This window comes from Streptomyces sp. NPDC050988, assembly GCF_044456225.1.
Lineage (GTDB): Bacteria > Actinomycetota > Actinomycetes > Streptomycetales > Streptomycetaceae > Streptomyces.
In genome coordinates this window covers 81,100-103,085 of record NZ_JBITFQ010000013.1, presented here as the reverse complement: position 1 = coordinate 103,085, position 21,986 = coordinate 81,100, and the positions used below count along the sequence as shown (strand labels likewise).

Here is a 21,986-nt window from a genome sequence, read left to right as displayed (position 1 = left end):
GCATCCGATCGCAGCTGTGTCATCCAGCACCTATGGGGTGCCCATCAGAGGTCGTGCTGCGATCGGAAACCCCGACACGACCCCTTCGGCCGGAGGGCGACTGCCGGAGGGTGGGGCCACCTGTCAGAGGGGCTGCGCCCCTCCAGGGGCGCGGGGAACGGCGCAATCTTTTGGCTTTTGGCTTTTAGGGGCGCGGGGAACTGCGCGATCGGCCACGACGCACCCGCACGTACGCACCCGGCCCCGGCCACGCCTTCAAGGGGCGCGGGGAACTGCGCAATCTTTTAGGGGCGCGAGGAACTGCGCGACCAGCCACACACGACCCGCACTCACCAACGACCCGGATCGGATCACCTCTTGATACTCCACACCACCACCAACCACGTCTCATGGATCACCCTCAACCGCCCGGAAGCCATGAACGCCCTCACCCCGGACCAGCGAGATCACCTGATCCGGCTGTTCGAGGAGGCCTCCGCGGACCCGGACGTAAGGGCAGTCGTCATCACGGCAACAGGCCGCGGCTTCTGCGCAGGCGCAGACCTGCGAGGCGGCGGCCCACGAACGGACCGAGTCGCCGGAGACGTCGCCCGAGTGATCCGCCAGGGAGCCCAACGCCTGATCACGGCGATCCTCGACTGCGAGAAACCGGTGATCGCGGCGGTGAACGGCACCGCGGCCGGCATAGGCGCCCACCTCGCCTACGCCTGCGACCTGGTCCTGGCCGCCGAATCGGCAAGGTTCATCGAGGTGTTCGTACGCCGAGGCCTCGTCCCGGACGGCGCCGGCGCCTATCTGCTCCCCCGCCTGATAGGCCCCCAGCGCGCAAAGGAGCTGATGTTCTTCGGCGACGCCCTGACGGCCGCGGACGCGGAACGTCTCGGGCTCGTCAACAGAGTCGTACCGGATGGCGAGTTGGAGAAGACGGCCCGCACCTGGGCCGAACGTCTCGCCGCCGGCCCCACCCGCTCGATCGCCCTCACCAAGCAACTGGTGAACGCGTCCCTGGACACCGACCGCTCGACCGCCCTCACCGCGGAGGCCACCGCGCAGGAGATCAACATGACGACGGCGGACGCACAGGAGGGAGTGACGTCGTTCATGGAGCGCCGGGGACCGGAGTTCCACGGCCGCTGAGCCCCGCGGTGGTGAGCGCCCCTTCCAATCTGACACCCCGTCAGCTTCAATGGGCATTGTGATGGGACACGCAGGGATGGCCGCCGCGGCGGTCCGCTACCTCAGGTCGGCCGGGGCCCCGGACACCGCGGGCCGGGTCGAACCGCTCCCACGCCCGGACCTGCGCGCGGTCGGCGACGACGAACGCGCACCGATCGACCCGGCCGAATTCCGCCGCGTACTGGGCAACTTCGCCACGGGCGTGACCGTCGTGACCGCACCGGCGGGTGAGGAGGAGTCGGCAGGACCGGCCGGCTTCGCGTGTCAGTCCTTCTCCGCGCTGTCCCTCGACCCGCCGCTGATCGCGTTCATGGTCGCGCGTACGTCGACGACCTGGCCCCGCATCGCCCGCGCGGGCGTCTTCTGCGTGAACGTCCTGGGCGCCCACCAGGGCGACCTGTGCCGCGGCTTCGCGGTGAGCGGCGCCGACAAGTTCGCCGGGGTCGCCTACGACCCGGCCCCGGTCTCCGGGTCCCCGCGCCTGGCCGGCGCACCCGCCTGGATCGACTGCACGATCCACGCCGTCCACACGGGCGGCGACCACCTGATCGTGGTCGGGAGGGTGGACGCCCTGGGCACGACGGACGGCGACGGCGCGCCCCTGCTGTTCCATCGCGGACGGTTCGGCGGACTCGCGGCCGACTGACGCCGCCCATGGCCGCCGGAACAGGCGCCATGAAGGCAGCGCATGACGCGACGTTCGCGAGGGTGTGGGAAGAACCTCTTCTTGGCGCTCGCATCGCGGAACCGTTTCTCCGGGTGCCGGGTCCTCCTTCACGGAGGGTGGTTCCACGCCGCGGATCCACCTGTGGAGGTAGAGGGGGATGCCATGGGGGAGTTACGCGAGGGAGCACGGATAGGGGCTTGGTCCGTCGCCGGGGTCATCGGCCTGGCGGTGTTGTACGTGATCGGGGTGTTCGCCTTCGGCGGCGCCGCGTGGATCACCGCCCCGTTCCGTGGTGAGGCGGACGAGCGCAACAACACCGTCGGCTCGGGCGAGTTCCGGCAGACCACGTACGAGGAGTTCTTCGATCTGTGCGAGGCCGTGCAGAACGCCGAAGGCACGATCCAGGTGCTCCAGGATGAGCGGAAGGCCGCCTCGGAGACCCGCAGGACGCAGATCGACCAGTCGGTCACCGCGCTGAGGGCCACGCGGATCGAGTCGGTCAACGACTACAACTCGAAGGCCGCGCAGGAGCATCGCGCGCCCTTCCGTGACAAGGACCTGCCGTACCGGCTGGATGCCGGCGCCGAGCGCACGACGTGCACCAACTGATCCCCGTCTCGTCCCAGGGAAGAGGGCAGCACCGCATGAAGAAATTCGTACGCATGGCCCTGGCCCCCGTCGTCGCGCTCGTCGTGGGCCTCGCCCTGACGTCCTGCACCGACTCCAGCCAGGACAAGGAGAACGAGGCCAAGCAGAAGGGCTACGACCACCTGGTGGCCCAGCAGCCGGCGGGCCGCATGGAGTACTCGCCGACCCGTGAAGCGATCAACCAGTGGGTCAAGACGTGGGGGAAGCGGGGCAAACTCTCGTACGTCTACATCCAGAACGCCAAGGGCGAGTACGGGTACTTCATCATGAAGGGCCTGCCGGTGCCGCGCTGCAAGATGCTCACTCCGACGGAGAAGGTGGAGTACTCCGACGGCAGCTCCGCGGTTCTCGCGCAGCCCGGCATGGACGGCACGTACACGACGGGATCCACCTGCAACGCCTACTACGGCTTCGACGCCACGACGAACTCGTACATGGAGTTCACGGTCGGCACGAACCAGTCGTTCTTCCTGTTCGACAAGCCCATGTCGATGCCGGAGTACGCCAGCGCCAAGCAGTTGGGGCCGACCTCGGTGAAGGACGTCGACTAGCGACCGGGCGGCGTCGATGGCGCCGGTGATTCACGGGGCCTCAGGCCAGTGCCGGCCTGATCTCCGTCCGCTTTCGCCGGATCACCAGCGCCATCAGCGCCGCCGCGGCGCACAGCGCGCCCGAGGCGTACCACATGACGTCGTACGAGCCAAAGGTGTCGCGGGCCACGCCGCCGAGGAAGGCGACGAGGGCGGCGCCGACCTGGTGGGAGGCGAGGACCCAGCCGAAGACGATGGCGCTGTCGTCGCCGTAGTGCTCGCGGCACAGGGCGATGGTGGGCGGGACCGTGGCGACCCAGTCGAGGCCGTAGAAGATGATGAAGAAGATCATCGGCGGGTGGACCGAGGGGGCCAGCAGGAGAGGGAGGAAGAGGAGGGAGATGCCGCGCAGGGCGTAGTAGACGGCCAGCAGGCGGCGCGGGTCGAAGCGGTCCGTGAACCAGCCGGAGGCGATCGTGCCGATGACGTCGAAGACGCCGATGACCGCGAGGAGCGACGCGGCCGCCGTGATCGGCATGCCGTGGTCGTGGGAGGCGGGCACGAAGTGCGTCTGGATCAGGCCGTTGGTCGAGGCTCCGCAGATCGCGAACGTGCCCGCGAGGAGCCAGAAGGGGCCGGTGCGCGCGGCCGAGAAGAGGACCTTCACCGTACGCCGCGCCGCGCCGGGCACGGGTGGCGGCTTCTCGACGAACTCCGTTGCCCCGTACGGCTTCAGGCCCACGTCCGCCGGGTGGTCGCGCAGCAGCAGCCAGACGAAGGGGACGACCGCGAGGGCCGCCAGGGCGACGGTGACGGCCGCCGGACGCCAGTCGTGCTCCGAGACGATCCAGGACAGGACCGGCAGGAAGATCAGCTGGCCGGAGGCGGAGGCGGCGGTGAGGATGCCGGTGACCAGGCCGCGCCGCTCGGTGAACCAGCGGTTGGTGACGGTGGCGGCGAAGGCAAGGGCCATCGAGCCGGAGCCGAGCCCGACCAGCAGTCCCCAGCACAGCAGCAGCTGCCACGCGGTCGTCATCCACACCGTCGCGCCGGAACCGACCGCGATCACGATCAGGGCCACCGCGACGACCCGGCGGATGCCGAACCGGTCCATCAGCGCGGCGGCGAACGGCGCCGTGAGCCCGTACAGCGCGAGGTTGACGGAGACCGCGAGCCCGATCGTGCCGCGCGACCAGTGGAACTCCTGGTGCAGCGGGTCGATCAGCAGCCCCGGCAGCGAACGGAAGGCCGCGGCCCCGATGATCGTCACGAACGTCACGGCGGCGACGAGCCAGGCCCGGTGTATCCGCCGCCGGCGACGCCACCCGGTCCCGGATTCGTCCACGGCCCCGGGCTCCTCGACGGCCCCGGAGTCCTCGACAGCCGCGGATCCGTCCGCGACCGCGTCCACGCCTGCGTCCACGTCTGCGGCATCGGTTGTCTGTGTCACGTCATAGAGCTTCCGGCCTGCGGACTCTCCGAACGAGTGGCCAGAAGGACAGCATTAGCTAGAATCGGGCCATGGGTACGCAGTCCCCCTTCCATCCCCACCGCGTGGTCGTCCTCGCCCTGGACGGCCTCCTCCCCTTCGAGCTGGGCATCCCGCAGCGGATCTTCGGCCGCGCCAAGGACGCCGAGGGCCGCCATCTGTACGAGGTGGTGACCTGCTCGATCCGGCCGCCGGGCCGGGTCGAGGCGGAGGCGGACTTCTCCATCCTCGTGGAGAACGGCCCGGAGGCCCTCGCCACCGCCGACACCGTGGTCATTCCGGCCTCGTACGACCTCGGCCCGGTCCACGACGAGGGCGTACTCACGGACGAGCTTGCCGCGGCCCTCGCGCTGATCCGGCCGGGCACACGGCTCGTCTCCATCTGCACGGGCGGGTACGTGCTCGCCGCCGCCGGATATCTCGACGGCCGCCCGGCGACCACGCACTGGGCGTCCGCCGAGCACTTCCAGCGGCTCTTCCCGAAGGTGCGGGTGGACGCGGACGTGCTGTTCATCGACGACGGCGACGTGCTGACGTCCGCCGGGGTCGCGGCCGGGATCGACCTGTGCATCCACATCGTGCGCCGGGATCACGGTACGGCGGTCGCCAACGAGGTGGCCCGCCGCACGGTCGTACCGCCACACCGGGACGGCGGGCAGGCCCAGTACATCCAACGCCCTGTGCCCGAGCCGCAGTTGGCGTCCACGACCGCGGCCCGTGCGTGGGCGCTGGCGCGTCTGCACGAACCGATCCAACTGCGGGACATGGCCGCGCAGGAGTCCATGTCGGTACGCACCTTCACCCGCCGCTTCCGCGAGGAGGCCGGCATCAGCGCCGGCCAGTGGCTCACCCAGCAACGAGTCGAACGCGCCCGCCACCTCCTGGAGTCCACCGACTTCTCCGTCGACCAGGTCGCCCACGACTCCGGCTTCGGCACGGCCCAGTCAATGCGCCAGCACCTCCAAACGGCCCTGGGCGTCACCCCGACCGCATATCGCCGCACGTTCCGGTGACGGGAGTTCCCTCGCCCCCGCCGCCCCTGCCCTCCCCCGCTCAAAATGGGGTATGACCTCGCGGTGCGGCAGTGGCCCGCCGAAGGCGGGGCCACTGCTCAGCGCTCCATGGGAACGGTTTTTCAGATTTCGGGGGCGTCTTCGATCCTGACGATCACTTCGACCTCCACCGGTGCGCCCATGGGCAGCTCGGCCATACCGACCGCCGAGCGCGCGTGATGGCCGGCGGCCCCGAAGACCTCCACGAAGAGGGCCGAGGCGCCGTTGACCACGGTCGGCTGGTCGGTGAAGCCATCAGCCGACGAGACGAATCCCAGGACTTTGATCACCTCTGCCACGGAGTCGATGCCGACTTCCTTGTCGATCACGGCAAGAGCGTTGATGGCGCACGCGCGCGCCAACTCCTGCGCGCGCTCCACGTCGACCTCGGCTCCGACCTTGCCCGTGGTGCGAAGCACGCCGTCTTCGTACGGCATCTGGCCGGAAGTGAAGAGAAGGTTCCCCGCCCTCTTCGCCGGCACGTATATCGCCGTGGGCGGTACCACGGGCGGAAGGACGATGCCCAGGTCGGTCAGCCGCTGGCTGGCGCTCATGTCGATGCACCTCTTTCGTCGTTGATCACTTGTTCAACCCACTCGGCGACCGCGAAGGCGTGTGCGTTCTCGGCCGCGATGAGTTGCAGGCCCACAGGGAGCCTTGATGCCGCCGGTACGGGCAGGCTCAGAGCCGGGTGCCCGGTGAGGTTCGCCGGCCGTGTATTGCGCAGCAGCACCTCTCGTACCGGTAGTCGTTGTCCGGCCTCGCCGACGTCTTTCGCTTCGAGGGGAGGAGCGACGACGGGTACGGTCGGCAGGACGATGGCGTCCACGGTCCGTAGCAACTGGTCCACGGTGGCCGCCAGTTCGGCGGCATGATGCCGGGCGCGTTCATGGCGCCGGGCCGAAATCCCGGCTCCGGCACGGAGTCGCTCAAGGACGTCGCTCTGGTAGTCCTCGGCGTGGTCGGCCATTCTCCCGGCATGGACCCTGTTCGCCTCGGGGCCTTGCAGGTCCAGCGCGGTCGCGGTCATCTCCGGCCACCGCGGCAGCGGGATCTCGACGATCGAGGCACCCGCGGCGGCCAATCGATCGATGCTCGCGCTGTAGGCGTCGCCAACGGTCGTGGAGCAGTCCAGGGGCTCGGGGTTGGCCGGGATTCCCAACGTCGGCGCCCCGGGCAACGACCAAGTGGAGAGGTCGACACCGCCGAGCACTTCGGTGGCGAGCCGGGCATCGGCCACGGACGCGGTGAGCACCCCAACGTGGTCGAGGCTCGGAGACAGGGGGAAGACGCCGTCCAGCGGCAGTGTTCCGCGGGCCGGTTTCGCGCCGACGACACCGCACAGGGCCGCCGGGATACGTACCGAGCCCGCCGTGTCGGAGCCGAGGGCCAGTGGCACCACGCCGGCCGCCACCGCGGCCGCCGATCCGGCACTTGAGCCGCCGGCCATGCGGGACGGGTCGTGCGGATTCCGGCACGGCCCGATCCTGTTCGATGTGCCCGTGCAGCCGTACGCGAACTCGTGGCTGTGGCTCAGCCCGATGATGACCGCGCCTGCGTTCCTGGCCCGACGCACCACCGCGGCATCGGATGTCCCCACCCTGTCGGCGAAGACTCGCGAACCGCAGCGGTGTGGCAGCCCCCGCACTTCGATGATTTCCTTGACCAGCAGGGGAACACCTGCCAGGGGTCCCGTTCGGGTGCCTGCGACGGCCTGCGCGGCCTGTCGGGCCCCGTCGACGTCGATATGGACCACAGCGCCGAGGCCGCTGACCTGTTGGGCCCGGTGGATCGCGCGTTCCGCCAGTTCGACGGGATCGAGTTCACCGAGCCGCACCCCGCGGGCGATGGACTCCAGCGAGCCCGTGACGCCGTGCTCCTTCGGTGGCTTCACGCCGGAACCTCTTTGACCGCCGCCGGCGAGGGGAACCGCACCTTCGCGCTCGGGTCCACGAAGAGCATGGCCAGCATGCCCAGCGTGCAGGCGACCCCGGCGCCGATGAACATCGCGCCGTAGCCGTAGTCGGCGACCAGGAACCCGGTCAGCGTCGGCGCCAGAATCGTCGCGGTGTTGGCGAAGAAGTGCATGATTCCACTGAAGGTGCCGGCCCGCGCCGCTGCGACATCGACGACCACGGCCCAGTACACGGTGTCGGGCAGGAAGTTGAAGGCGTTGCCCAGAGCGAGAAGCGCCAGCACGGCACCTGGACTGTCAACCAACGGGATGCACAAGAAGACGGCACCGGTCAGCGCAAGACTGACCACCGCCAGCCAGGAGCGGGCGATCTTCAGATTGCCCGTCCGGCGTGCCAACCAGTCGGAGATCCTGCCGCCCAGCAGGATCGTGACGCACGCCCCTGTCCACGGCACCATGCCGAGATACCAGAGCGAGGTCAGACTGAAGCCGAACTCGTCCTGGAGGTACTTCGGTGTCCAGGTCAGCAACAGGAAGTTGACATAGAGGAAGGCGAAGAATCCCACGGTGTTGGCGACGAGCGTGCGGCTGCCGAAGAACGTGCGCCAGGTGTCGGCACCCAGCTGGTTCCCCTTGGGTTGTCCGGACACCGTCGCCGCGCCGGCTGCCAGAAGTTCCCGTTCCTCACCTGTGACCTTCGGGTGATCGGACGGCCGGTCGGTGAACACCCGCAGCCATATCGCCACCCAGACAAGGCCCAGCACACCCAGCACGACGAACATCACACGCCAGCTGGTGATGGCCAGCAGACCGACGGCGATGGGCGCGGTCAGCAGGGCACCCAGCGGCGTTCCAAGAACGCCGAGGCCGATGGCGGTACCACGCTCGGACGGTGCCGCCCAGACCGCCAACGAGCGGTTGATCGTGACGAACGCGGGTCCTTCGGCGAACCCGAAGAGCACGCGGAACATGGCGAAACCAGCCAGGGCGGACCCACCGAACAGCGCGATGCCGATGTCACCGGCGAAGATCATGCAGATCTCCAGCACCGACCACGCGGTCCCCGAGACGATCCACATCCATTTCGGACCCTTGGCGTCCGCCAGCGCCCCACCCAGCAGGGCTCCGACCATGTAGCCGTAGCCGAAGTAGCCGAGCACGGCACCCCACGCCGCCTTGTCCAGGCCGAACTCGCTGGTGATGGGGCCGGACGCGTACGCGATCGCGCCCCGGTCGACATAGTTGATGACCACCATCACGGCCATCAGGGCCATCACCAGGTACCGATAGTTCCGAATCACCACTGCACACCTCCACGCGGTCACAGCCAGCCTGCAATCGATTGCAAGTAGACACGCAATCGATTGCAGGCAAGTTAGGCCCCGGCTACAAGTCAGGTCAATGGGCCGGGCGAGGTCCACTAAAATCGTTGTCGTGAACAACTCGGGTACGCGCAGAGTCACGCTCGATGACATTGCCCAGGCAGCTGGCGTGCATCGGTCGACGGTGTCGCGGGCCCTGCGCTCGACCGGGGGAGGGGCTCAGGCGCTCCGCATCAGGGAACTCGCCGCGGAACTGGGATGGATGCCCGACCTGATCGCGGCCGGCCTGCGCAACCAGCGCATGCAGTTGATCGGGATTCTGGTTCCCCGGCTCACCGACCAGGTACTGTCCACGATCTTCGAGGGCATCGACCACGCACTGGCCCAGCAAGGCTGGCAAGCGGTGGTGGCCAGCACCTGGGACGATCCCTCGCGGCAACGCTCGCGAGCGAGGATGCTGCTCGCCCACCGGGTGGACGGACTGGTCGTGGCCGACAACCGGGAAGACGACCCGTACATCGTCGACGTCGCCAGCCACGGCGTCCCGATACTCCTGGTGAACCGTTCCTACCCCGGGTTTCCGTCGATCACTTGCGACGACGAACTCGGCGGAAGACTCGCGGCCGACCACCTGATCGATCTGGGGCACCGCCGGCTCGGGATCATCGCCGGGATGCCCTACGCGCGCAGCCTGCGCAACCGGGTTCGCGGGTTTCGCGACGCGGCCCGAGCACGGGGGGTCGACGTGGACGACGAGTTGGTCGTTCACTCGACCATCTACCCGTCCGGCGGGCGCGAGGCGGGCGCTCGGTTGCTGGCACTCCCCCACCCACCGACGGCGTTCTTCGCCGTCAACGACGCCGCCGCGATCGGGCTGATGGGGCTCCTGCGGGAACGTGGTCGGACAGTCGGCGACGATGTCAGCGTCATCGGATTCAACGACGTCCCCGAGGCGGCCGAACTTCATGTGCCGTTGACCACCGTGCGTTCTCCCATGCGCGCGCTGGGATCAGCGGCCGCGGCCGAGGTGCTGCGCATGGTGGAAGGGCAGAAGGTGGACAGCCAGGTGTTGCCAACCGAGCTGATAAGGCGCGCCAGCACCGGACAGGCGCCCGTGCCGGCCTGACGAACCCGAAGGCCCCCGCCGGCCCCAACGGGCCGGCCCCAACGGCGCGCTTCACCCGACGCGGTGCGCACCGTACAGCGCACCGGTGCTGCATCGCCCCGTTCCGTCGGCGCACGGGATGCATAGTGGTGCGGCACGTTCCCCTGGACCGCGCCCGTGGTCCAGGGGTTTTCCCGACGTCGTCGGTGAAGCGGGGCGAAATCTCTCCGGATCCCCCAGCGGCGTGGCTCAGAAGGTCAGGACTGCCCGGGCGACCCGCCCGGCCGACGCATCGGCGGCGGCCTTCTCGAAGTCCTCCACGGAATACGTCTCCGTCACCAACTCGTCCAGCAACAACCGCCCTTCGCGGTACAGCTCCGCGTACAACGCGATGTCCCGCTGCGGTCGAGAAGACCCATACCGACACCCAAGAATCGACTTGTCCAGATACATCGACGAGACAAGAAAGGACGCCTCGGCCGTGGCAGCCGGAACCCCGAGCAACACAGCCTGCCCATGCCGATCAAGCAGATCAACGGCCTGCCGGACCAGCTCCACCCGCCCCACGCACTCGAAGGCATGATCGGCCCCGGTAGGAAGAACCTCCCGCACGCCCTCCGTCGAAGACAGAAAGTGGGTCGCCCCGAACCGCCGAGCCACCCCCTCCTTCGCCGGATTCGAATCCACGGCCACCACGGTCAGCGCCCCGGCGAGCCGCGCCCCCTGAATCACGTTGAGCCCGATCCCCCCGGTACCGATGACGACCACGCTGTCCCCGCGATCCACCCGCGCCCGGTTCAGCACGGCCCCGACCCCGGTCAGCACCCCGCACCCGATGAGCGCGGCGGAGGTCAGCGGAATGTCCTCGGGAATCCGCACGGCCTGCACGGCCTTCACCAACGTCCGTTCCGCGAAGGCGGAGTTGGACGCGAACTGGTACAACGACTTCCCCGCCCGCGTGAACGGCCGCTGAGGCATCCCGATGGCCTTGCGGCACATAGTGGGACGCCCCCGGTCGCACTCCGCGCAGGTCCCACAGTTCGCGAGTGTGGACAGGGAGACATGGTCCCCGGGCTGGACATGGGTGACGCCCACACCCACCGCCTCCACGACACCGGCACCCTCATGGCCGAGGACCACAGGTACGGGGAAAGGTATGGTCCCGTCCACCACAGAGAGGTCGCTGTGGCACAGCCCCGCCGCGGAGATCGCGACGAGCACCTCACCCGGCCCCGGATCCCGTATCTCCAGGTCGTCGACCACCTGGGTCTGCTTGCCGTCGAAGATCACACCCCGCATGTCACACCCCTCACGCCCCGCATCGCGCCCACCTCAACCCTTCGGTTCCCTGGGAAGGCCGAGCACGCGCTCGGCGATGATCGTGCGCTGGACCTCGTCCGAACCGCCGTAGATCGTGTCGGCCCGGCTGAACAGGAACAGGTGCTGCAGCGCGTCCAGTTCGTAGGGTGCCGAGGCCGACCAGTCCACAGGCCCCACCGCCGCGCCCGCACCCCGCACTCGCACCGCCAGCTCCCCGAGCCGCTGATGCCACCGCCCCCACAGCAGCTTGGCCACACTGGGAGCGCCCTGGATCTGGGCCTGGTCCGCCGAACTCCCCAGCGTCCGCAGCGCGTTCCACCGCATGACTCGCAACTCGGCCCACTGGCGTACGAGACAGTCCCGTACGACGGGATCGTGGACCGCGCCCGTCGCGACGGCCACCTCCACCACCCGCCCCAACTCCTGCGCGAAGCCGATCTGCTGGGCGAGCGTGGAGACACCCCGCTCGAAGCCGAGCAGGCTCATCGCGACCTGCCACCCGTTGCCCTCGCCCCCGACGACGTGCTCCACGCGCGCGTGCGCCCCGTCGAAGAAGACCTCGTTGAACTCGCTCGTCCCCGTCATCTGCCGGATCGGCCGCACCTCGATCCGCCCCGGCTGATCCATCGGTACGAGCAGAAAACTCAGCCCGCGATGTCGCCGCGACCCCGCCTCCGTACGCGCCAGCACAAAGCACCAGTCCGCCTCATGGGCGAGCGAGGTCCAGATCTTCTGCCCGCTGATCCGGTACACGCCCGCGTCACTGTCCCGTACCGCCACCGTACGAACGCCCGCGAGGTCGGAGCCCGCACCGGGCTCGCTGTACCCCTGACACCAGAGTTCGTCACCGGAGGCGATCGGCGGCAGAAAGCGCGCCTTCTGCTCCTCGCTGCCATGGGCGATGAGGGTGGGCGCGAGGAGGTTCTCCCCGATGTGCCCGGTCCGAGCGGGGGCCCGGGAACGCGCGTACTCCTCGGCCCAGGCCACCTGTTGACTGAGCCTGACCCGCCGGTTCCCGTACCCACCCTCACCCCACCCGAGCCCGATCCACCCGGCCGCACCGAGCGTCCGCTCCCAGTCCCTCCGGTCCAAGGCACCCGCAACGCGCTCCCTCAGCCACCCCCGCACCTCAACCCGAAACGCCTCATCCTCCGCGGTGACCCCGAACTCCACGTCTCCTCCGCCCACCACAGCGCCCCTTCAGGGGCGCGGGGAACTGCGCGCTCAGCCACAGCCAACCCGCACCCGCCGACCAGCCCACCCCCTACGGCGAACTCACTCCTTCCCAGCCGCGCGCCGCGCAGCTCGCGCCATCTCCTCCACCCGCTCGAGCAACGGCATCGGATCCACCCCCACCGTCCCCGGCAAGAAGTCCGCGATCCGCTCAGGCGTCCACGCCCCCTCCGCGTACCCCGAACGGAGTTCCCTCGGCTGCGCCCACACCGCGATCTTCGGCCCGGCGATCGTGTAGACCTGCCCGGTGATCCGCTCCTCCCGCGCCCGCTCGGACAGCAGGTACACCACGAGCGCGGCCACGTCCTCGGGCTCGCCGATCTCCTTCAACTCCATCGGCACGTTCGCGGACATACGCGTACGTGCGACGGGCGCGACCGCGTTCGCGGTGACCCCGTACTTGTGGAGCCCGAGCGCCGCGCTCCGCACGAGCGAGATGATCCCGCCCTTCGCGGCGCTGTAGTTGGCCTGGGAGACGGACCCCTGGTGGTTGCCGCTGGTGAACCCGATGAGCGTCCCGGAACCCTGCCGCCGCATGATGGCGGAGGCGGCACGGAAGACGGTGAACGTGCCCTTGAGATGGGTGGCGAGGACCGGGTCCCACTCCTCCTCGGACATGTTGAAGAGCATCCGTTCGCGGAGGATCCCGGCCACGCACACGACTCCGTCGATCCGCCCGTACGTCTCCAGGGCCGTGTCGACGACCCGCCGGCCGCCCGCCATCGTCGAGATGTCGTCGGCGACAGCGACCGCGTCCCCGCCGGCCGCCTCGATCTCCTTGACCACGGCCTCGGCTATCTCGCTGGTCGGCTCGGCGCCCTCGATGGACACCCCGTAGTCGTTGACGACGACCCGTGCGCCCTCGGCCGCGGCGGCCAGCGCCACCGCGCGCCCGATGCCACGGCCCGCCCCGGTCACGGCGACGACCTTGCCTGCCAAGAAGTTCCCCACGCCCCGGCCCCTTCCCGCAGTTTCTGACGGTCCGTTAGATTCGACTCAGATTCTACGACCCGTCAGATACCTGGAGACAAGCCCCGGGGAGCACTCATGTCGATGCCGGCCGAGTTCCACGAGATCGCCAAGCGCGTGAACAACTGGGGGCGTTGGGGGTCCGACGACGAGATCGGCACGCTCAACCTGATCACCGACGAGGTGGTGCGGGAGGCGGCAGCGACAGTCCGCACCGGCCGCCGCGTCCCACTCGCCCTCCCCCTGAAGGAGGACGGCGTACAGACCGGCATGATCCCGGGCCGGGTCAACCCACTGCACGCGATGGTGCAGATCAACCAGGAGCTGTTCGGGCCCGGCACGGTCGCGTGCAGCGACGACGCCGTGACCATGGGCCTCCAGGCGGCCACCCACTGGGACGCACTCACTCATGTCTCGCACTCGGGGAAGATCTACAACGGCCGTCCCGCGACCACCGTCACGGCCCACGGCGGCGCCGAGTTCAGCGGCATCGACAAACCCCGCCACATCGTCTCGCGCGGCATCCTCCTGGACGTGGCCCGCGCACTCGGCAGGGACCGCCTCGCCGGCGGCCACGCGGTGACCCCGGAAGACCTGGAAGCGGCGGAGGGGCTGGCCGGGACGAAGGTCCGCGCGGGCGACATCGTCCTCGTACGCACCGGCCAGATGCAGCTCTATCTGGCAGGCGACAAGCACACGTACGCGTTCCCGTCGCCCGGACTGTCCGTCCGCACCCCGGAGTGGTTCCACGCACGCGATGTGGCCGCCGTCGCGAACGACACTCTCACCTTTGAGATATTTCCTCCGGAAATAGAGGACTTGTGGCTTCCTGTACACGCCCTCGATCTGGTCGAAATGGGCATGCTCCAGGGCCAGAACTGGAATCTCGAAGAGTTGTCCACAGCCTGTGGAGAACTTGGCCGCCATACGTTCCTGCTGTCGGCGATGCCCGAACCGTTCGTCGGCGCCACCGGAACCCCCGTGGCCCCCGTCGCGATCCTCTGAAACACCCTGCGGCCTCTGCCTACCCCGTCGGCCCTGTCGTCCCTGCCGGCAGAGGGTCGGCTGGCGGCGCGCCTCCCCCACACTCGGCCACGCCCGGGCGAGAGGGACCCAACCTCACCCCGAGCACGACACCGCGCGCCGCCATCCGGCTCCGGCGTACCCGCCCCGCTCCCGACCCTGGAGGAGCCGACGCCGAAAGCGACCCACGCTCGCCAAGGGCCCCCGTCACCGGAACCCTCGCCGTCCCCTCACGGCGAATCGCTGACCACAAGCGTGATCAAACGGACACGGCTCGTCAACACCTGTTCGGGGATTCACGGCTTACGCCCCTCTTTGTGCCGCCACGGGCGGAAGCACGGTACGGCGCATCGGGCAGCACGGGACGATTGGGGCTCGGGCCCCGTGCTTCCGTGCTCCGCCGGGAGGTCCGGATGCCATGTGCCGGGTCACTGGGGGCCGGTCGCGCAGTTCCCCGCGCCCCTGAAGGGGCACGGCCGCTCGACCGCGAAAGAAGCACGACCCGCACTCACCCCCGAAGGGACAGCGGCCCGCTCAGACCACCTCGAACGCCAGGTCCCCGTACGCGGCCGGAGCCGAGTCGCACGTCACCGTGGACGCCGCGGCCGCCGAACAGCGGTCCACCTCACACCAGATGCGCTTGCCGGCGCCCTCGCTGCTCCAGCCCCAGCGGTCGGCGAGGCCGTCGACGAGGGCCAGGCCGCGGCCGTTGGTCTCGTCGCCGTCCGCGCATCGGGGGCGGGGCGGGCGGGCGCTGGCGTCGAGCACCTCCAGGCGGACGGTGGCCACCGCCTCCGCCACGGCCCGCTCCCCGGCGGTGGGCCCGGTCACGGAACTCGGCAGCGACAGCCGCAGCACGGCCGGACGGCCGGTGTGCACCACCGCGTTGGTGACCAGCTCGGAGACGAGCAGGATCAGGGTCTCGGCAAGCGGCTCATCGGCCTCTATCCCGGACCCCGCGAGCCGCGAACGGGCCCACCTCCGGGCCCGCCCCACCTCTGCGGGGTCGGGCCGGATCTCCAGCTGCACTTGAAGCACCTGCACCGCTCACACCATCCGAACCGGCGGACACATCGCCTCGCGCCTCGCAAGGGCCACGATCGTGGTCAGAAAAGGGTTCACGGAACGTGATTCCCTTAGGAGACAGCATGGTTGACGTACAGTCACCCCAACAAGCGCTTCGGGCATATTCCAGCGCGAAGGAGTACGCGTGCGGCATACTGTGCGACGCTCGTCACGGGGAGTCGAACAGGCAGGAACGGTCCTGCTTCCCGCCTCGCGAGCGGTGCGCATCGCCGGATCCGGAGTTGCCTCAGGGGCAACACCGTGATGACCCGGCCTCACAACCACTCGCATCCCACACAAGGTACCGGAGCACGGCTCCGACTCCAGGCCGTGACGAGTCACGCATAGGACACAACCCGATATCAACGCTCGGTAATTCCGGTATGCCACGTTCAGTGACATCCGTCCGTTCAGGCCCGTTCCGTCATGCCACGATCGACGGCAATGGTCGTGCACAGTTCACGTCCGGGGCCCCGGCGCGGCGGCCGCCAAATCCGCCGCGAGTACTTCCTCGGCCTCGGCCGCGCTCTGCCCGCGACGGGCCCGCAACCAGGCACGTTTGAGGTGAAGGTGCACGTCGGACTCCCATGTGAATCCCATGCCGCCGTGCACCTGAAGGCAGTCGCGGGCGCCGAGCCCGGCGGCCTCGTCGGCCAGCAGTCCGGCCGTCGCGATGTCGAGCGGATCGGCCGTGACGGCGGCCGCGTAGACCGCACCACGCGCCACCTCCACCCGCACCAGCATCTCGGAGCACAGGTGTTTCACCGCCTGGAAGGCCCCGATCGGCTGCCCGAACTGCTCACGGGTCCGGGCGTGTTGCACGGCCAGTTCGCAGGTGCGGGAGGCGGAGCCCAACTGCTCGGCGGCGGTCAGCAGCGCGGCCACCGGGTCGGGCGGCGCGGCCCGGGGCACCCGGTGCAGCGGGGTGAGCGGGTCCGCCGAGCGCATCGGGACGGCTCCCGTCACATCGCCGCGTACGACGTCGGCGGCGTCCAGCCACTCGACGAGCGTGCCGTCGACGGCCGCCACGACGGTCTCGCCGGTGGCCGCTCCGGGCACCTCGCCGGCCGCGAGGTGCGTGGCCACGAGCGGTCCGGTGAGCAGCGCCCGGCCGGCCTCCTCGAAGGCCAGCACCGCCTCCGGAAGTCCCAGCCCGACCCCGCCCTCCGACTCGGGCAGCCGCAGCGCGAAGAAGCCCGCCTCGCCCAACTCCCTCCAGAGCGCGCGGTCGAGGTTCGGGGCGTCCGGGGCATCCGAGGCGTCCACGGCCGCCCGCAACCGCTCCCGTCCGAAGCGCCGGTCCAGCAGTTCGCGCACCCCCGCCCGCAACGCCCGTTGATCATCAGTGAGTTGGAAATCCATACGGTCATCGCCCCTTCGGGAGGCCCAGAATCCGTTCGGCCACGATGTTCCGCTGGATCTGCGAGGTACCGGCCGCGATGGTGTACGAGAGGGACGACAGCCGGTCCAACGTCCACCGGCTGTCCAGGTCGAGTGCCTCGGGCCCGAGGACATCGGCAGCCGCGTCGTACAGGTCCTGCCGCGCGCGCGAGTACCTCAGTTTGAAAACCGAACCCCCAACACCCGGCACTCCGCCCGACCGCTCCGACTCACTGACGTTCCACTGCGTGAGCCGCCAGAGCGCACGGAACTCGGCATTGAGACGACCGAGCCGGCGACGCAACAAGGCGTCATCCCAGCGGCCGTTCTTCCGCGCCTCGCACGCGAGTTCGCCGAGGACGCGCCGGCAGGCCACCACCTCGCCCACGAAGGCCGTCCCGCGCTCGAACGACAGCGTCACCATGGTCACGCGCCAGCCGTCGTTCTCCTCACCGACCCGGTTGGCGACGGGCACCCGCACCTCATCGAGGAACACCTCCGCGAACTCGGTCGAGCCCGCGAGCGTACGCAGTGGACGGACCGTGATCCCCGGGGCGTCCATCGGCATCGCGAGCCACGAAATCCCCCGGTGCCTGGGCGCCTTCGCATCCGTCCGCACCAACAGCTCGCACCAGTCGGCGACTTCCGCGTGGGAGGTCCAGATCTTGGAGCCGCTCACCACGTAGTCGTCGCCGTCCCGCCACGCGCGCGTGCGCAGCGCCGCGAGGTCCGAGCCGGCGTCCGGCTCGCTGAACCCCTGGCACCACACCTCCTCGCCGCGCAGCACAGGCGGCAGCCAGCGAGCCCGCTGCTCGGCGCTCCCCTCGGCCGCGATGGTGGGCCCGGCGTGCAGCAGCCCGACGAAATTGGCCCCTACGTAGGGGGCGCCCGCGTTCTCCGTCTCCTCCAGGAAGATCAGGTGCTGCGTGGGCGTGGCCCCGCGGCCCCCCGCGTCGGCGGGCCAGTGGAGCCCCGCGTACCCGGCGTCGTACAGCATGCGCTGCCAGCCGAGGTCGTACGCGCGCCTGCCGGGCCAGTCGTCGGGCGAGGGTTTCGGGGGCAGCCCGGGAAGGACCTTCGCGAGCCACTCTCGCAGGCGCGCCCGGAACTCCTCCTCCTCGGGCGTGTAGGAGAGGTCCATCACTTGTCGAGGTCCAGGCCCAGCATGCGGATGGCGTTGCCGCGCATCAGCTTGTAGATCGTCTCGTCGTCGAGGCCCTTCACATGGTCGAGGGCGACCTCCTTGGTGTGCGGGAAGGTCGAGTCGACGTGCGGGTAGTCGGTCTCGAAGGTCGCGTTGTCCCGGCCGACCACGTCCAGCGACGCGACGCCGTGCTTGTCGCGGAAGAAGCAGCAGAAGATCTGCCGGTAGTAGTAGGTGGAGGGCGGCTCGGGGATGAGGTCCCTGACCCCGCCCCAGGCCCGGTGCTCCTCCCACACGTCGTCGGCGCGCTCCAGGGCGTACGGGATCCAGCCCATCTGCCCTTCGGAGTAGGCGAGTTTGAGCTGCGGGAACTTCACGAGCACCCCGCTGAACAGGAAGTCCATCATCGAGGCCATGGCGTTGTTGAAGCTCAGAGACGCCTGAACGGCAGGCGGTGCGTCCGGCGACGCGGCGGGCATCTGACTACTGCTGCCGATATGCATGTTGACGACCGTGCCGGTCTCCTGGCAGACCGCGAAGAACGGGTCCCAGTAGCCGGAGTGGATGGACGGCAGCCCCAAGTGGGTGGGGATCTCGGAGAAGGTCACGGCCCGCACGCCGCGCGCCGCGTTCCGCCGGATCTCCGCGACGGCGAGTTCGATGTCCCAGAGCGGAATGATGCACAACGGAATCAGCCGCCCCCCACTCCCCCCGCACCACTCCTCGACCATGAAGTCGTTGTACGCGCGCACGCAGGCCAGCGCGACCTCCTTGTCGTGCGCCTCGGCGAAGGTCTGCCCGCAGAACCGCGGGAAGGTCGGGAAGCACAGCGAACCCTCGACGTGGTTCGCGTCCATGTCCTTGAGCCGCTCGACGGGATCCCAGCACCCCGGCCGCATCTCCGCGCGCGTGATGCCTTCGAGCGTCATTTCATCCCGGTCGAAGCCGACGGCTGCGATGTTGCGCTTGTACGGGAACTTCAGGTCCTCGTAGATCCACCAGTCGGTCGGCGGCCCGTCCGGGTCCATCGTGATCTGGTACTTGCCCGCCACATAGGCGAGTTCGCCGATCCCGGCCGTCAGCGGCTTGGGGCCGCGGTCCTGGTACTTCTTCGGCAGCCAGGTCTCGAAGAGATGCGCGGGCTCGATCACATGGTCGTCGACGCTGATGATGCGGGGCAGTTCGGTCATGGGTCCCCTCCGCCGGGCCAACTGCGAGTATCTGACGGACCGTCAGCTACAGGTCCCCTAGAAGGCTAGCCCCGCACCCCTGGACCGACAAGGCACCGAGCCCTACGCTCTCCAGCCAATCTGACTACCCGTCAGCTGTGAGGAGTACGGGCCATGACGACGGACACCGCACACGCACTGGGCGCCTCCCGCACCTTCTGGGAACTCGTCGAGCGTCGCGCCGCGCTCACCCCCGACCGCCCCGTCCTCCTCCAGGACGACCGCACCCTCACCTTCGAGGAGCTGCGCGCAGGCGCGGAGCGGACCGCGGCCGGCCTCCACGACCTGGGCGTACGCCCCGGCACGGTGGTCGCCTGGCAGCTGCCGACCCGTATCGAGACGGTCGTGCTCGCGATGGCCCTGGCCAGGCTGGGCGCGGTCCAGTCCCCGGTGATCCCCTTCTACCGGGACCGCGAAGTCGCCTTCGCCGTACGGGAGTCGGGGGCCGCCCATTTCGCCGTACCGGGCGAGTGGCGCGGCTTCGACCACACGGCGATGGCGGAACGCATCGGCGCACGGGGCATCTTCGAGGCGTACGACTCCCTGCCCGAGGGGAACCCTTCCGTCCTGCCCCCGCCCCCCACCACGGGCACGGACGTGCGCTGGATCTACTGGACCTCGGGAACCACGTCCGACCCCAAGGGCGTACTGCACACGGACCGTTCGCTGATCGCGGGCGGTTCCTGCCTCGCCCACGCGCTGCACCTGTCGGCCGACGACATCGGCTCGATCGCGTTCCCCTTCGCGCACATAGGCGGCCCCGACTACCTGGTCATGCTGCTGCTGTACGGCTTCCCGGCGGTCCTCTTCGAGAAGTTCGCGCTGCCGGACGCCCTGGAGGGCTACCGCAAGCACGGCGTGACGGTGGCGGGCGGCTCGACGGCGTTCTACTCGATGTTCCTGACCGAACAGCGCAAGAGCCCGGACACCAAACTCATCCCCACCCTCCGCCTCCTCGCGGGCGGCGGCGCCCCGAAGCCGCCCGAGGTGCACCACGCCGTCGTACGGGAGATGGGCGTCCGACTGACCCACGGATACGGCATGACCGAGGTCCCGATGATCACCATGGGCTCACCCGACGACTCGGAGGAGAACCTCGCGACGACCGAGGGACGTCCCCCGGAGGGCATGGAGATCCGGATCGTGGACGGAGAGGTGCGCCTGCGCGGAGAGGCAGTCTGCACGGGCTATCTGAACCCCGAGCAGACCACGGAGGCCTTCGACAAGGACGGCTTCCTGATCACGGGCGACCTAGGGCACCTCACACCCACCGGCCATCTCGTCCTCACGGGCCGTTTGAAGGACGTCATCATCCGCAAGGGAGAGAACATCTCGGCGAAGGAGATAGAGGACCTGCTGCACCGCCACCCGGCGGTAGGAGACGTGGCGGTGATAGGCCTGCCGGACGCGGAACGAGGCGAGCGCGTATGCGCGGTAATCGAACAACCACCAGACGCGACCCCGCAGTTGACGCTCTCAGCCGTGACGGCCTATCTACGCGCGGAAGGACTGTCCGTGCACAAGCTGCCGGAGCAACTGGAGCTGGTGGACGCCCTTCCGCGCAACGACACTCTGCGGAAGGTGCTCAAGTACAAGCTCAGGGAACGCTATTCGGGCACCGTGAAGTAGCGGGCGAAGGCGCTCACGATCTCCGGCTCGGTGACCCGGCCGTCGGCGTCCGTGTCGAGCGCGCCGGCCGCGGCGGTGGCGACGGTCTCAGGCGCGCCGAGGGCCTTGAGGGCGCGCGCGATCTCGTCGACGGTCGCCGCCGCGTCCCCGTCGCCGTCGGCGATGGCGAGCGCCGCGTCCAGGAAGGGGCGGGCGATCTCGGCGAACCGGTCGGGGTTGTCCCGCAGCCGCTTCACTGCACCGCCGACGAACTCCTCGCGGGTGATCCGCTGATCGCCGTCCCGGTCCGCTATTCCGGCCATGCCCTGCCAGAAGGCCTCCGCGCCGATGTAGAGGGCCTGGCCCTTGTCGGACCGGGCCGTCGTGCCGAACTCGGCGAGCAGTGCCTTCGTCGCCGCGTTGAAGTCCTCGCGGTCGATATAGCCGTTGCCGTCCTGATCGAAGGTGGCGAACCGGGCGGCGATCTTTCGCTCGTACTCGGTGCTGACCATGTCTTTTCGGGCCGCCTTACATCACGTGGGTACGTCTGGCAGGGAGCGTACGACGACCGGGGCCCTCGGGGAGCGGGAAAACGACGCTTGTGCCAAGACCGGGGAAATTCCGCGACAACCGTGTCGCGCAGTCACGGGACGATCTTCCCCTCCCCGCGACCGGCACGTGACGCGAATCACGCCGAAAGGGAATCCGGCTCGTCGTCGATCGCCGCGCCGACATCGGGATACACGTCGAAGAGCCGACGCACACCGAGGGCGCCCAGCACCCGGTTGACGTGGGAACCGTCCACAGCGCCCTGCGCGGGAAGGATCAAGCGGAGGCGTCCCTGACAGGAGCGGAGCAGCCGTCGGCTCGCTATCAGCACCCCCACACCACTGGAGTCGCAGAAAAGAACTCCGGAGAGATCGAGGACGACACTGTGCCGCCCGTCGGCCACGGCGTCGTGCACGCGCTGCCTCAGCACCGGTGACGTCACCAGATCCATCTCGCCCGACACCCGGAGCACGGCCCAGCCGCGCTGCTCGCCGTCGGTCACCCTGAGCGTCACGCGCCTGCCCCTCGCTCGACGTTGCGGACCCTGACGGCCCGACGACGT

At 69.3% G+C, this 21,986-nt stretch carries 21 protein-coding genes; 8 read left to right on the top strand and 13 right to left on the bottom strand.

Going from position 1 to position 21,986, the window contains the following annotated elements:
- Positions 1-357: 357 nt before the first annotated feature.
- The 4 genes from ACIBEI_RS26780 to ACIBEI_RS26765 all read left to right on the top strand — a co-directional run bounded on the left by ACIBEI_RS26780 (position 358) and on the right by ACIBEI_RS26765 (position 3,042).
- Positions 358-1,137: an enoyl-CoA hydratase/isomerase family protein gene (locus tag ACIBEI_RS26780; protein ID WP_398892782.1), complete on the top strand. Its 780-nt coding sequence runs from the start codon at positions 358-360 to the stop codon at positions 1,135-1,137.
- A 61-nt stretch (positions 1,138-1,198) separates the two neighbouring features.
- The gene (locus tag ACIBEI_RS26775) at positions 1,199-1,822 is read left to right on the top strand and encodes a flavin reductase family protein (protein ID WP_398892781.1); all 624 of its coding nucleotides are present in this window, start codon (positions 1,199-1,201) and stop codon (positions 1,820-1,822) included.
- A 183-nt stretch (positions 1,823-2,005) separates the two neighbouring features.
- Entirely contained in the window at positions 2,006-2,452 is a 447-nt protein-coding gene (locus tag ACIBEI_RS26770) for a hypothetical protein (RefSeq protein WP_398892780.1), read from the top strand.
- A 35-nt stretch (positions 2,453-2,487) separates the two neighbouring features.
- Positions 2,488-3,042, top strand: a complete 555-nt coding sequence (locus tag ACIBEI_RS26765; protein ID WP_398892779.1) for a hypothetical protein — start codon at positions 2,488-2,490, stop codon at positions 3,040-3,042.
- Between the two features lie 40 nt (positions 3,043-3,082).
- Here ACIBEI_RS26765 and ACIBEI_RS26760 read toward each other — a convergent pair whose 3' ends face one another.
- The gene (locus tag ACIBEI_RS26760) at positions 3,083-4,471 is read right to left on the bottom strand and encodes an MFS transporter (protein ID WP_398892778.1); all 1,389 of its coding nucleotides are present in this window, start codon (positions 4,469-4,471) and stop codon (positions 3,083-3,085) included.
- A 71-nt stretch (positions 4,472-4,542) separates the two neighbouring features.
- On the opposite strand from ACIBEI_RS26760, the gene ACIBEI_RS26755 reads away from it, so the two are divergent.
- Positions 4,543-5,523, top strand: a complete 981-nt coding sequence (locus ACIBEI_RS26755; protein ID WP_398892777.1) for a GlxA family transcriptional regulator — start codon at positions 4,543-4,545, stop codon at positions 5,521-5,523.
- Between the two features lie 122 nt (positions 5,524-5,645).
- Here ACIBEI_RS26755 and ACIBEI_RS26750 read toward each other — a convergent pair whose 3' ends face one another.
- Genes ACIBEI_RS26750 through ACIBEI_RS26740 form a run of 3 tightly spaced genes read right to left on the bottom strand, consistent with a single transcriptional unit; the run spans position 5,646 to position 8,778 of the window.
- On the bottom strand, positions 5,646-6,116 hold the full coding sequence (locus ACIBEI_RS26750) for a RidA family protein (protein WP_398892776.1): 471 nt from the start codon (positions 6,114-6,116) through the stop codon (positions 5,646-5,648).
- Positions 6,113-7,456, bottom strand: coding sequence for an amidase (locus tag ACIBEI_RS26745; RefSeq protein WP_398892775.1), 1,344 nt, complete (start codon positions 7,454-7,456; stop codon positions 6,113-6,115). The genes ACIBEI_RS26750 and ACIBEI_RS26745 overlap by 4 nt, the downstream gene beginning before the upstream one ends.
- On the bottom strand, positions 7,453-8,778 hold the full coding sequence (locus ACIBEI_RS26740; RefSeq protein WP_398892774.1) for an MFS transporter: 1,326 nt from the start codon (positions 8,776-8,778) through the stop codon (positions 7,453-7,455). The genes ACIBEI_RS26745 and ACIBEI_RS26740 overlap by 4 nt, the downstream gene beginning before the upstream one ends.
- A gap of 133 nt (positions 8,779-8,911) precedes the next feature.
- On the opposite strand from ACIBEI_RS26740, the gene ACIBEI_RS26735 reads away from it, so the two are divergent.
- Positions 8,912-9,925 carry a LacI family DNA-binding transcriptional regulator gene (locus tag ACIBEI_RS26735; protein WP_398892773.1) on the top strand — a complete coding sequence of 338 codons (1,014 nt, stop codon included), beginning with the start codon at positions 8,912-8,914 and terminating at the stop codon, positions 9,923-9,925.
- Between the two features lie 228 nt (positions 9,926-10,153).
- Here ACIBEI_RS26735 and ACIBEI_RS26730 read toward each other — a convergent pair whose 3' ends face one another.
- The 3 genes from ACIBEI_RS26730 to ACIBEI_RS26720 all read right to left on the bottom strand — a co-directional run bounded on the left by ACIBEI_RS26730 (position 10,154) and on the right by ACIBEI_RS26720 (position 13,408).
- The gene (locus ACIBEI_RS26730) at positions 10,154-11,203 is read right to left on the bottom strand and encodes a Zn-dependent alcohol dehydrogenase (protein WP_398892772.1); all 1,050 of its coding nucleotides are present in this window, start codon (positions 11,201-11,203) and stop codon (positions 10,154-10,156) included.
- A gap of 33 nt (positions 11,204-11,236) precedes the next feature.
- Positions 11,237-12,397: an acyl-CoA dehydrogenase family protein gene (locus ACIBEI_RS26725; RefSeq protein ID WP_398892909.1), complete on the bottom strand. Its 1,161-nt coding sequence runs from the start codon at positions 12,395-12,397 to the stop codon at positions 11,237-11,239.
- 102 nt (positions 12,398-12,499) lie between these two features.
- Positions 12,500-13,408 carry an SDR family oxidoreductase gene (locus ACIBEI_RS26720; RefSeq protein WP_398892771.1) on the bottom strand — a complete coding sequence of 303 codons (909 nt, stop codon included), beginning with the start codon at positions 13,406-13,408 and terminating at the stop codon, positions 12,500-12,502.
- 96 nt (positions 13,409-13,504) lie between these two features.
- On the opposite strand from ACIBEI_RS26720, the gene ACIBEI_RS26715 reads away from it, so the two are divergent.
- Positions 13,505-14,431, top strand: a complete 927-nt coding sequence (locus ACIBEI_RS26715; protein ID WP_398892770.1) for a cyclase family protein — start codon at positions 13,505-13,507, stop codon at positions 14,429-14,431.
- 552 nt (positions 14,432-14,983) lie between these two features.
- Here the strand turns inward: ACIBEI_RS26715 and ACIBEI_RS26710 are convergent.
- The 4 genes from ACIBEI_RS26710 to ACIBEI_RS26695 all read right to left on the bottom strand — a co-directional run bounded on the left by ACIBEI_RS26710 (position 14,984) and on the right by ACIBEI_RS26695 (position 19,228).
- Complete coding sequence (locus tag ACIBEI_RS26710) at positions 14,984-15,478, bottom strand: ATP-binding protein (protein WP_398892908.1); 495 nt, start codon at positions 15,476-15,478, stop codon at positions 14,984-14,986.
- Between the two features lie 495 nt (positions 15,479-15,973).
- Entirely contained in the window at positions 15,974-16,876 is a 903-nt protein-coding gene (locus ACIBEI_RS26705) for an acyl-CoA dehydrogenase family protein (RefSeq protein WP_398892769.1), read from the bottom strand.
- A 4-nt stretch (positions 16,877-16,880) separates the two neighbouring features.
- On the bottom strand, positions 16,881-18,035 hold the full coding sequence (locus ACIBEI_RS26700) for an acyl-CoA dehydrogenase family protein (protein WP_398892768.1): 1,155 nt from the start codon (positions 18,033-18,035) through the stop codon (positions 16,881-16,883).
- Entirely contained in the window at positions 18,035-19,228 is a 1,194-nt protein-coding gene (locus tag ACIBEI_RS26695) for an amidohydrolase family protein (RefSeq protein WP_398892767.1), read from the bottom strand. Before ACIBEI_RS26695 ends, ACIBEI_RS26700 begins: the two co-directional genes overlap by 1 nt.
- Before the next feature lie 153 nt (positions 19,229-19,381).
- On the opposite strand from ACIBEI_RS26695, the gene ACIBEI_RS26690 reads away from it, so the two are divergent.
- Positions 19,382-20,896, top strand: a complete 1,515-nt coding sequence (locus ACIBEI_RS26690) for a class I adenylate-forming enzyme family protein (RefSeq protein WP_398892766.1) — start codon at positions 19,382-19,384, stop codon at positions 20,894-20,896.
- Here the strand turns inward: ACIBEI_RS26690 and ACIBEI_RS26685 are convergent.
- Entirely contained in the window at positions 20,875-21,387 is a 513-nt protein-coding gene (locus ACIBEI_RS26685; RefSeq protein WP_398892765.1) for an EF-hand domain-containing protein, read from the bottom strand. The two genes, ACIBEI_RS26690 and ACIBEI_RS26685, sit on opposite strands and share 22 nt — an antisense overlap.
- A 176-nt stretch (positions 21,388-21,563) precedes the next feature.
- Entirely contained in the window at positions 21,564-21,938 is a 375-nt protein-coding gene (locus tag ACIBEI_RS26680) for an STAS domain-containing protein (RefSeq protein WP_398892764.1), read from the bottom strand.
- Positions 21,939-21,986 lie beyond the last annotated feature (48 nt).

Bases quoted from the DNA above. Each gene is read 5' to 3' on its own strand.
- ACIBEI_RS26695 (WP_398892767.1), bottom strand. From the start codon at position 19,228: ATGACCGAACTGCCCCGCATCATCAGCGTCGACGACCATGTGATCGAG.
- ACIBEI_RS26750 (WP_398892776.1), bottom strand. From the start codon at position 6,116: ATGAGCGCCAGCCAGCGGCTGACCGACCTGGGCATCGTCCTTCCGCCC.
- ACIBEI_RS26730 (WP_398892772.1), bottom strand. From the start codon at position 11,203: ATGCGGGGTGTGATCTTCGACGGCAAGCAGACCCAGGTGGTCGACGAC.
- ACIBEI_RS26775 (WP_398892781.1), top strand. From the start codon at position 1,199: ATGGGACACGCAGGGATGGCCGCCGCGGCGGTCCGCTACCTCAGGTCG.
- ACIBEI_RS26770 (WP_398892780.1), top strand. From the start codon at position 2,006: ATGGGGGAGTTACGCGAGGGAGCACGGATAGGGGCTTGGTCCGTCGCC.
- ACIBEI_RS26690 (WP_398892766.1), top strand. From the start codon at position 19,382: ATGACGACGGACACCGCACACGCACTGGGCGCCTCCCGCACCTTCTGG.
- ACIBEI_RS26755 (WP_398892777.1), top strand. From the start codon at position 4,543: ATGGGTACGCAGTCCCCCTTCCATCCCCACCGCGTGGTCGTCCTCGCC.
- ACIBEI_RS26715 (WP_398892770.1), top strand. From the start codon at position 13,505: ATGTCGATGCCGGCCGAGTTCCACGAGATCGCCAAGCGCGTGAACAAC.
- ACIBEI_RS26685 (WP_398892765.1), bottom strand. From the start codon at position 21,387: ATGGTCAGCACCGAGTACGAGCGAAAGATCGCCGCCCGGTTCGCCACC.
- ACIBEI_RS26765 (WP_398892779.1), top strand. From the start codon at position 2,488: ATGAAGAAATTCGTACGCATGGCCCTGGCCCCCGTCGTCGCGCTCGTC.
- ACIBEI_RS26705 (WP_398892769.1), bottom strand. From the start codon at position 16,876: ATGGATTTCCAACTCACTGATGATCAACGGGCGTTGCGGGCGGGGGTG.
- ACIBEI_RS26700 (WP_398892768.1), bottom strand. From the start codon at position 18,035: ATGGACCTCTCCTACACGCCCGAGGAGGAGGAGTTCCGGGCGCGCCTG.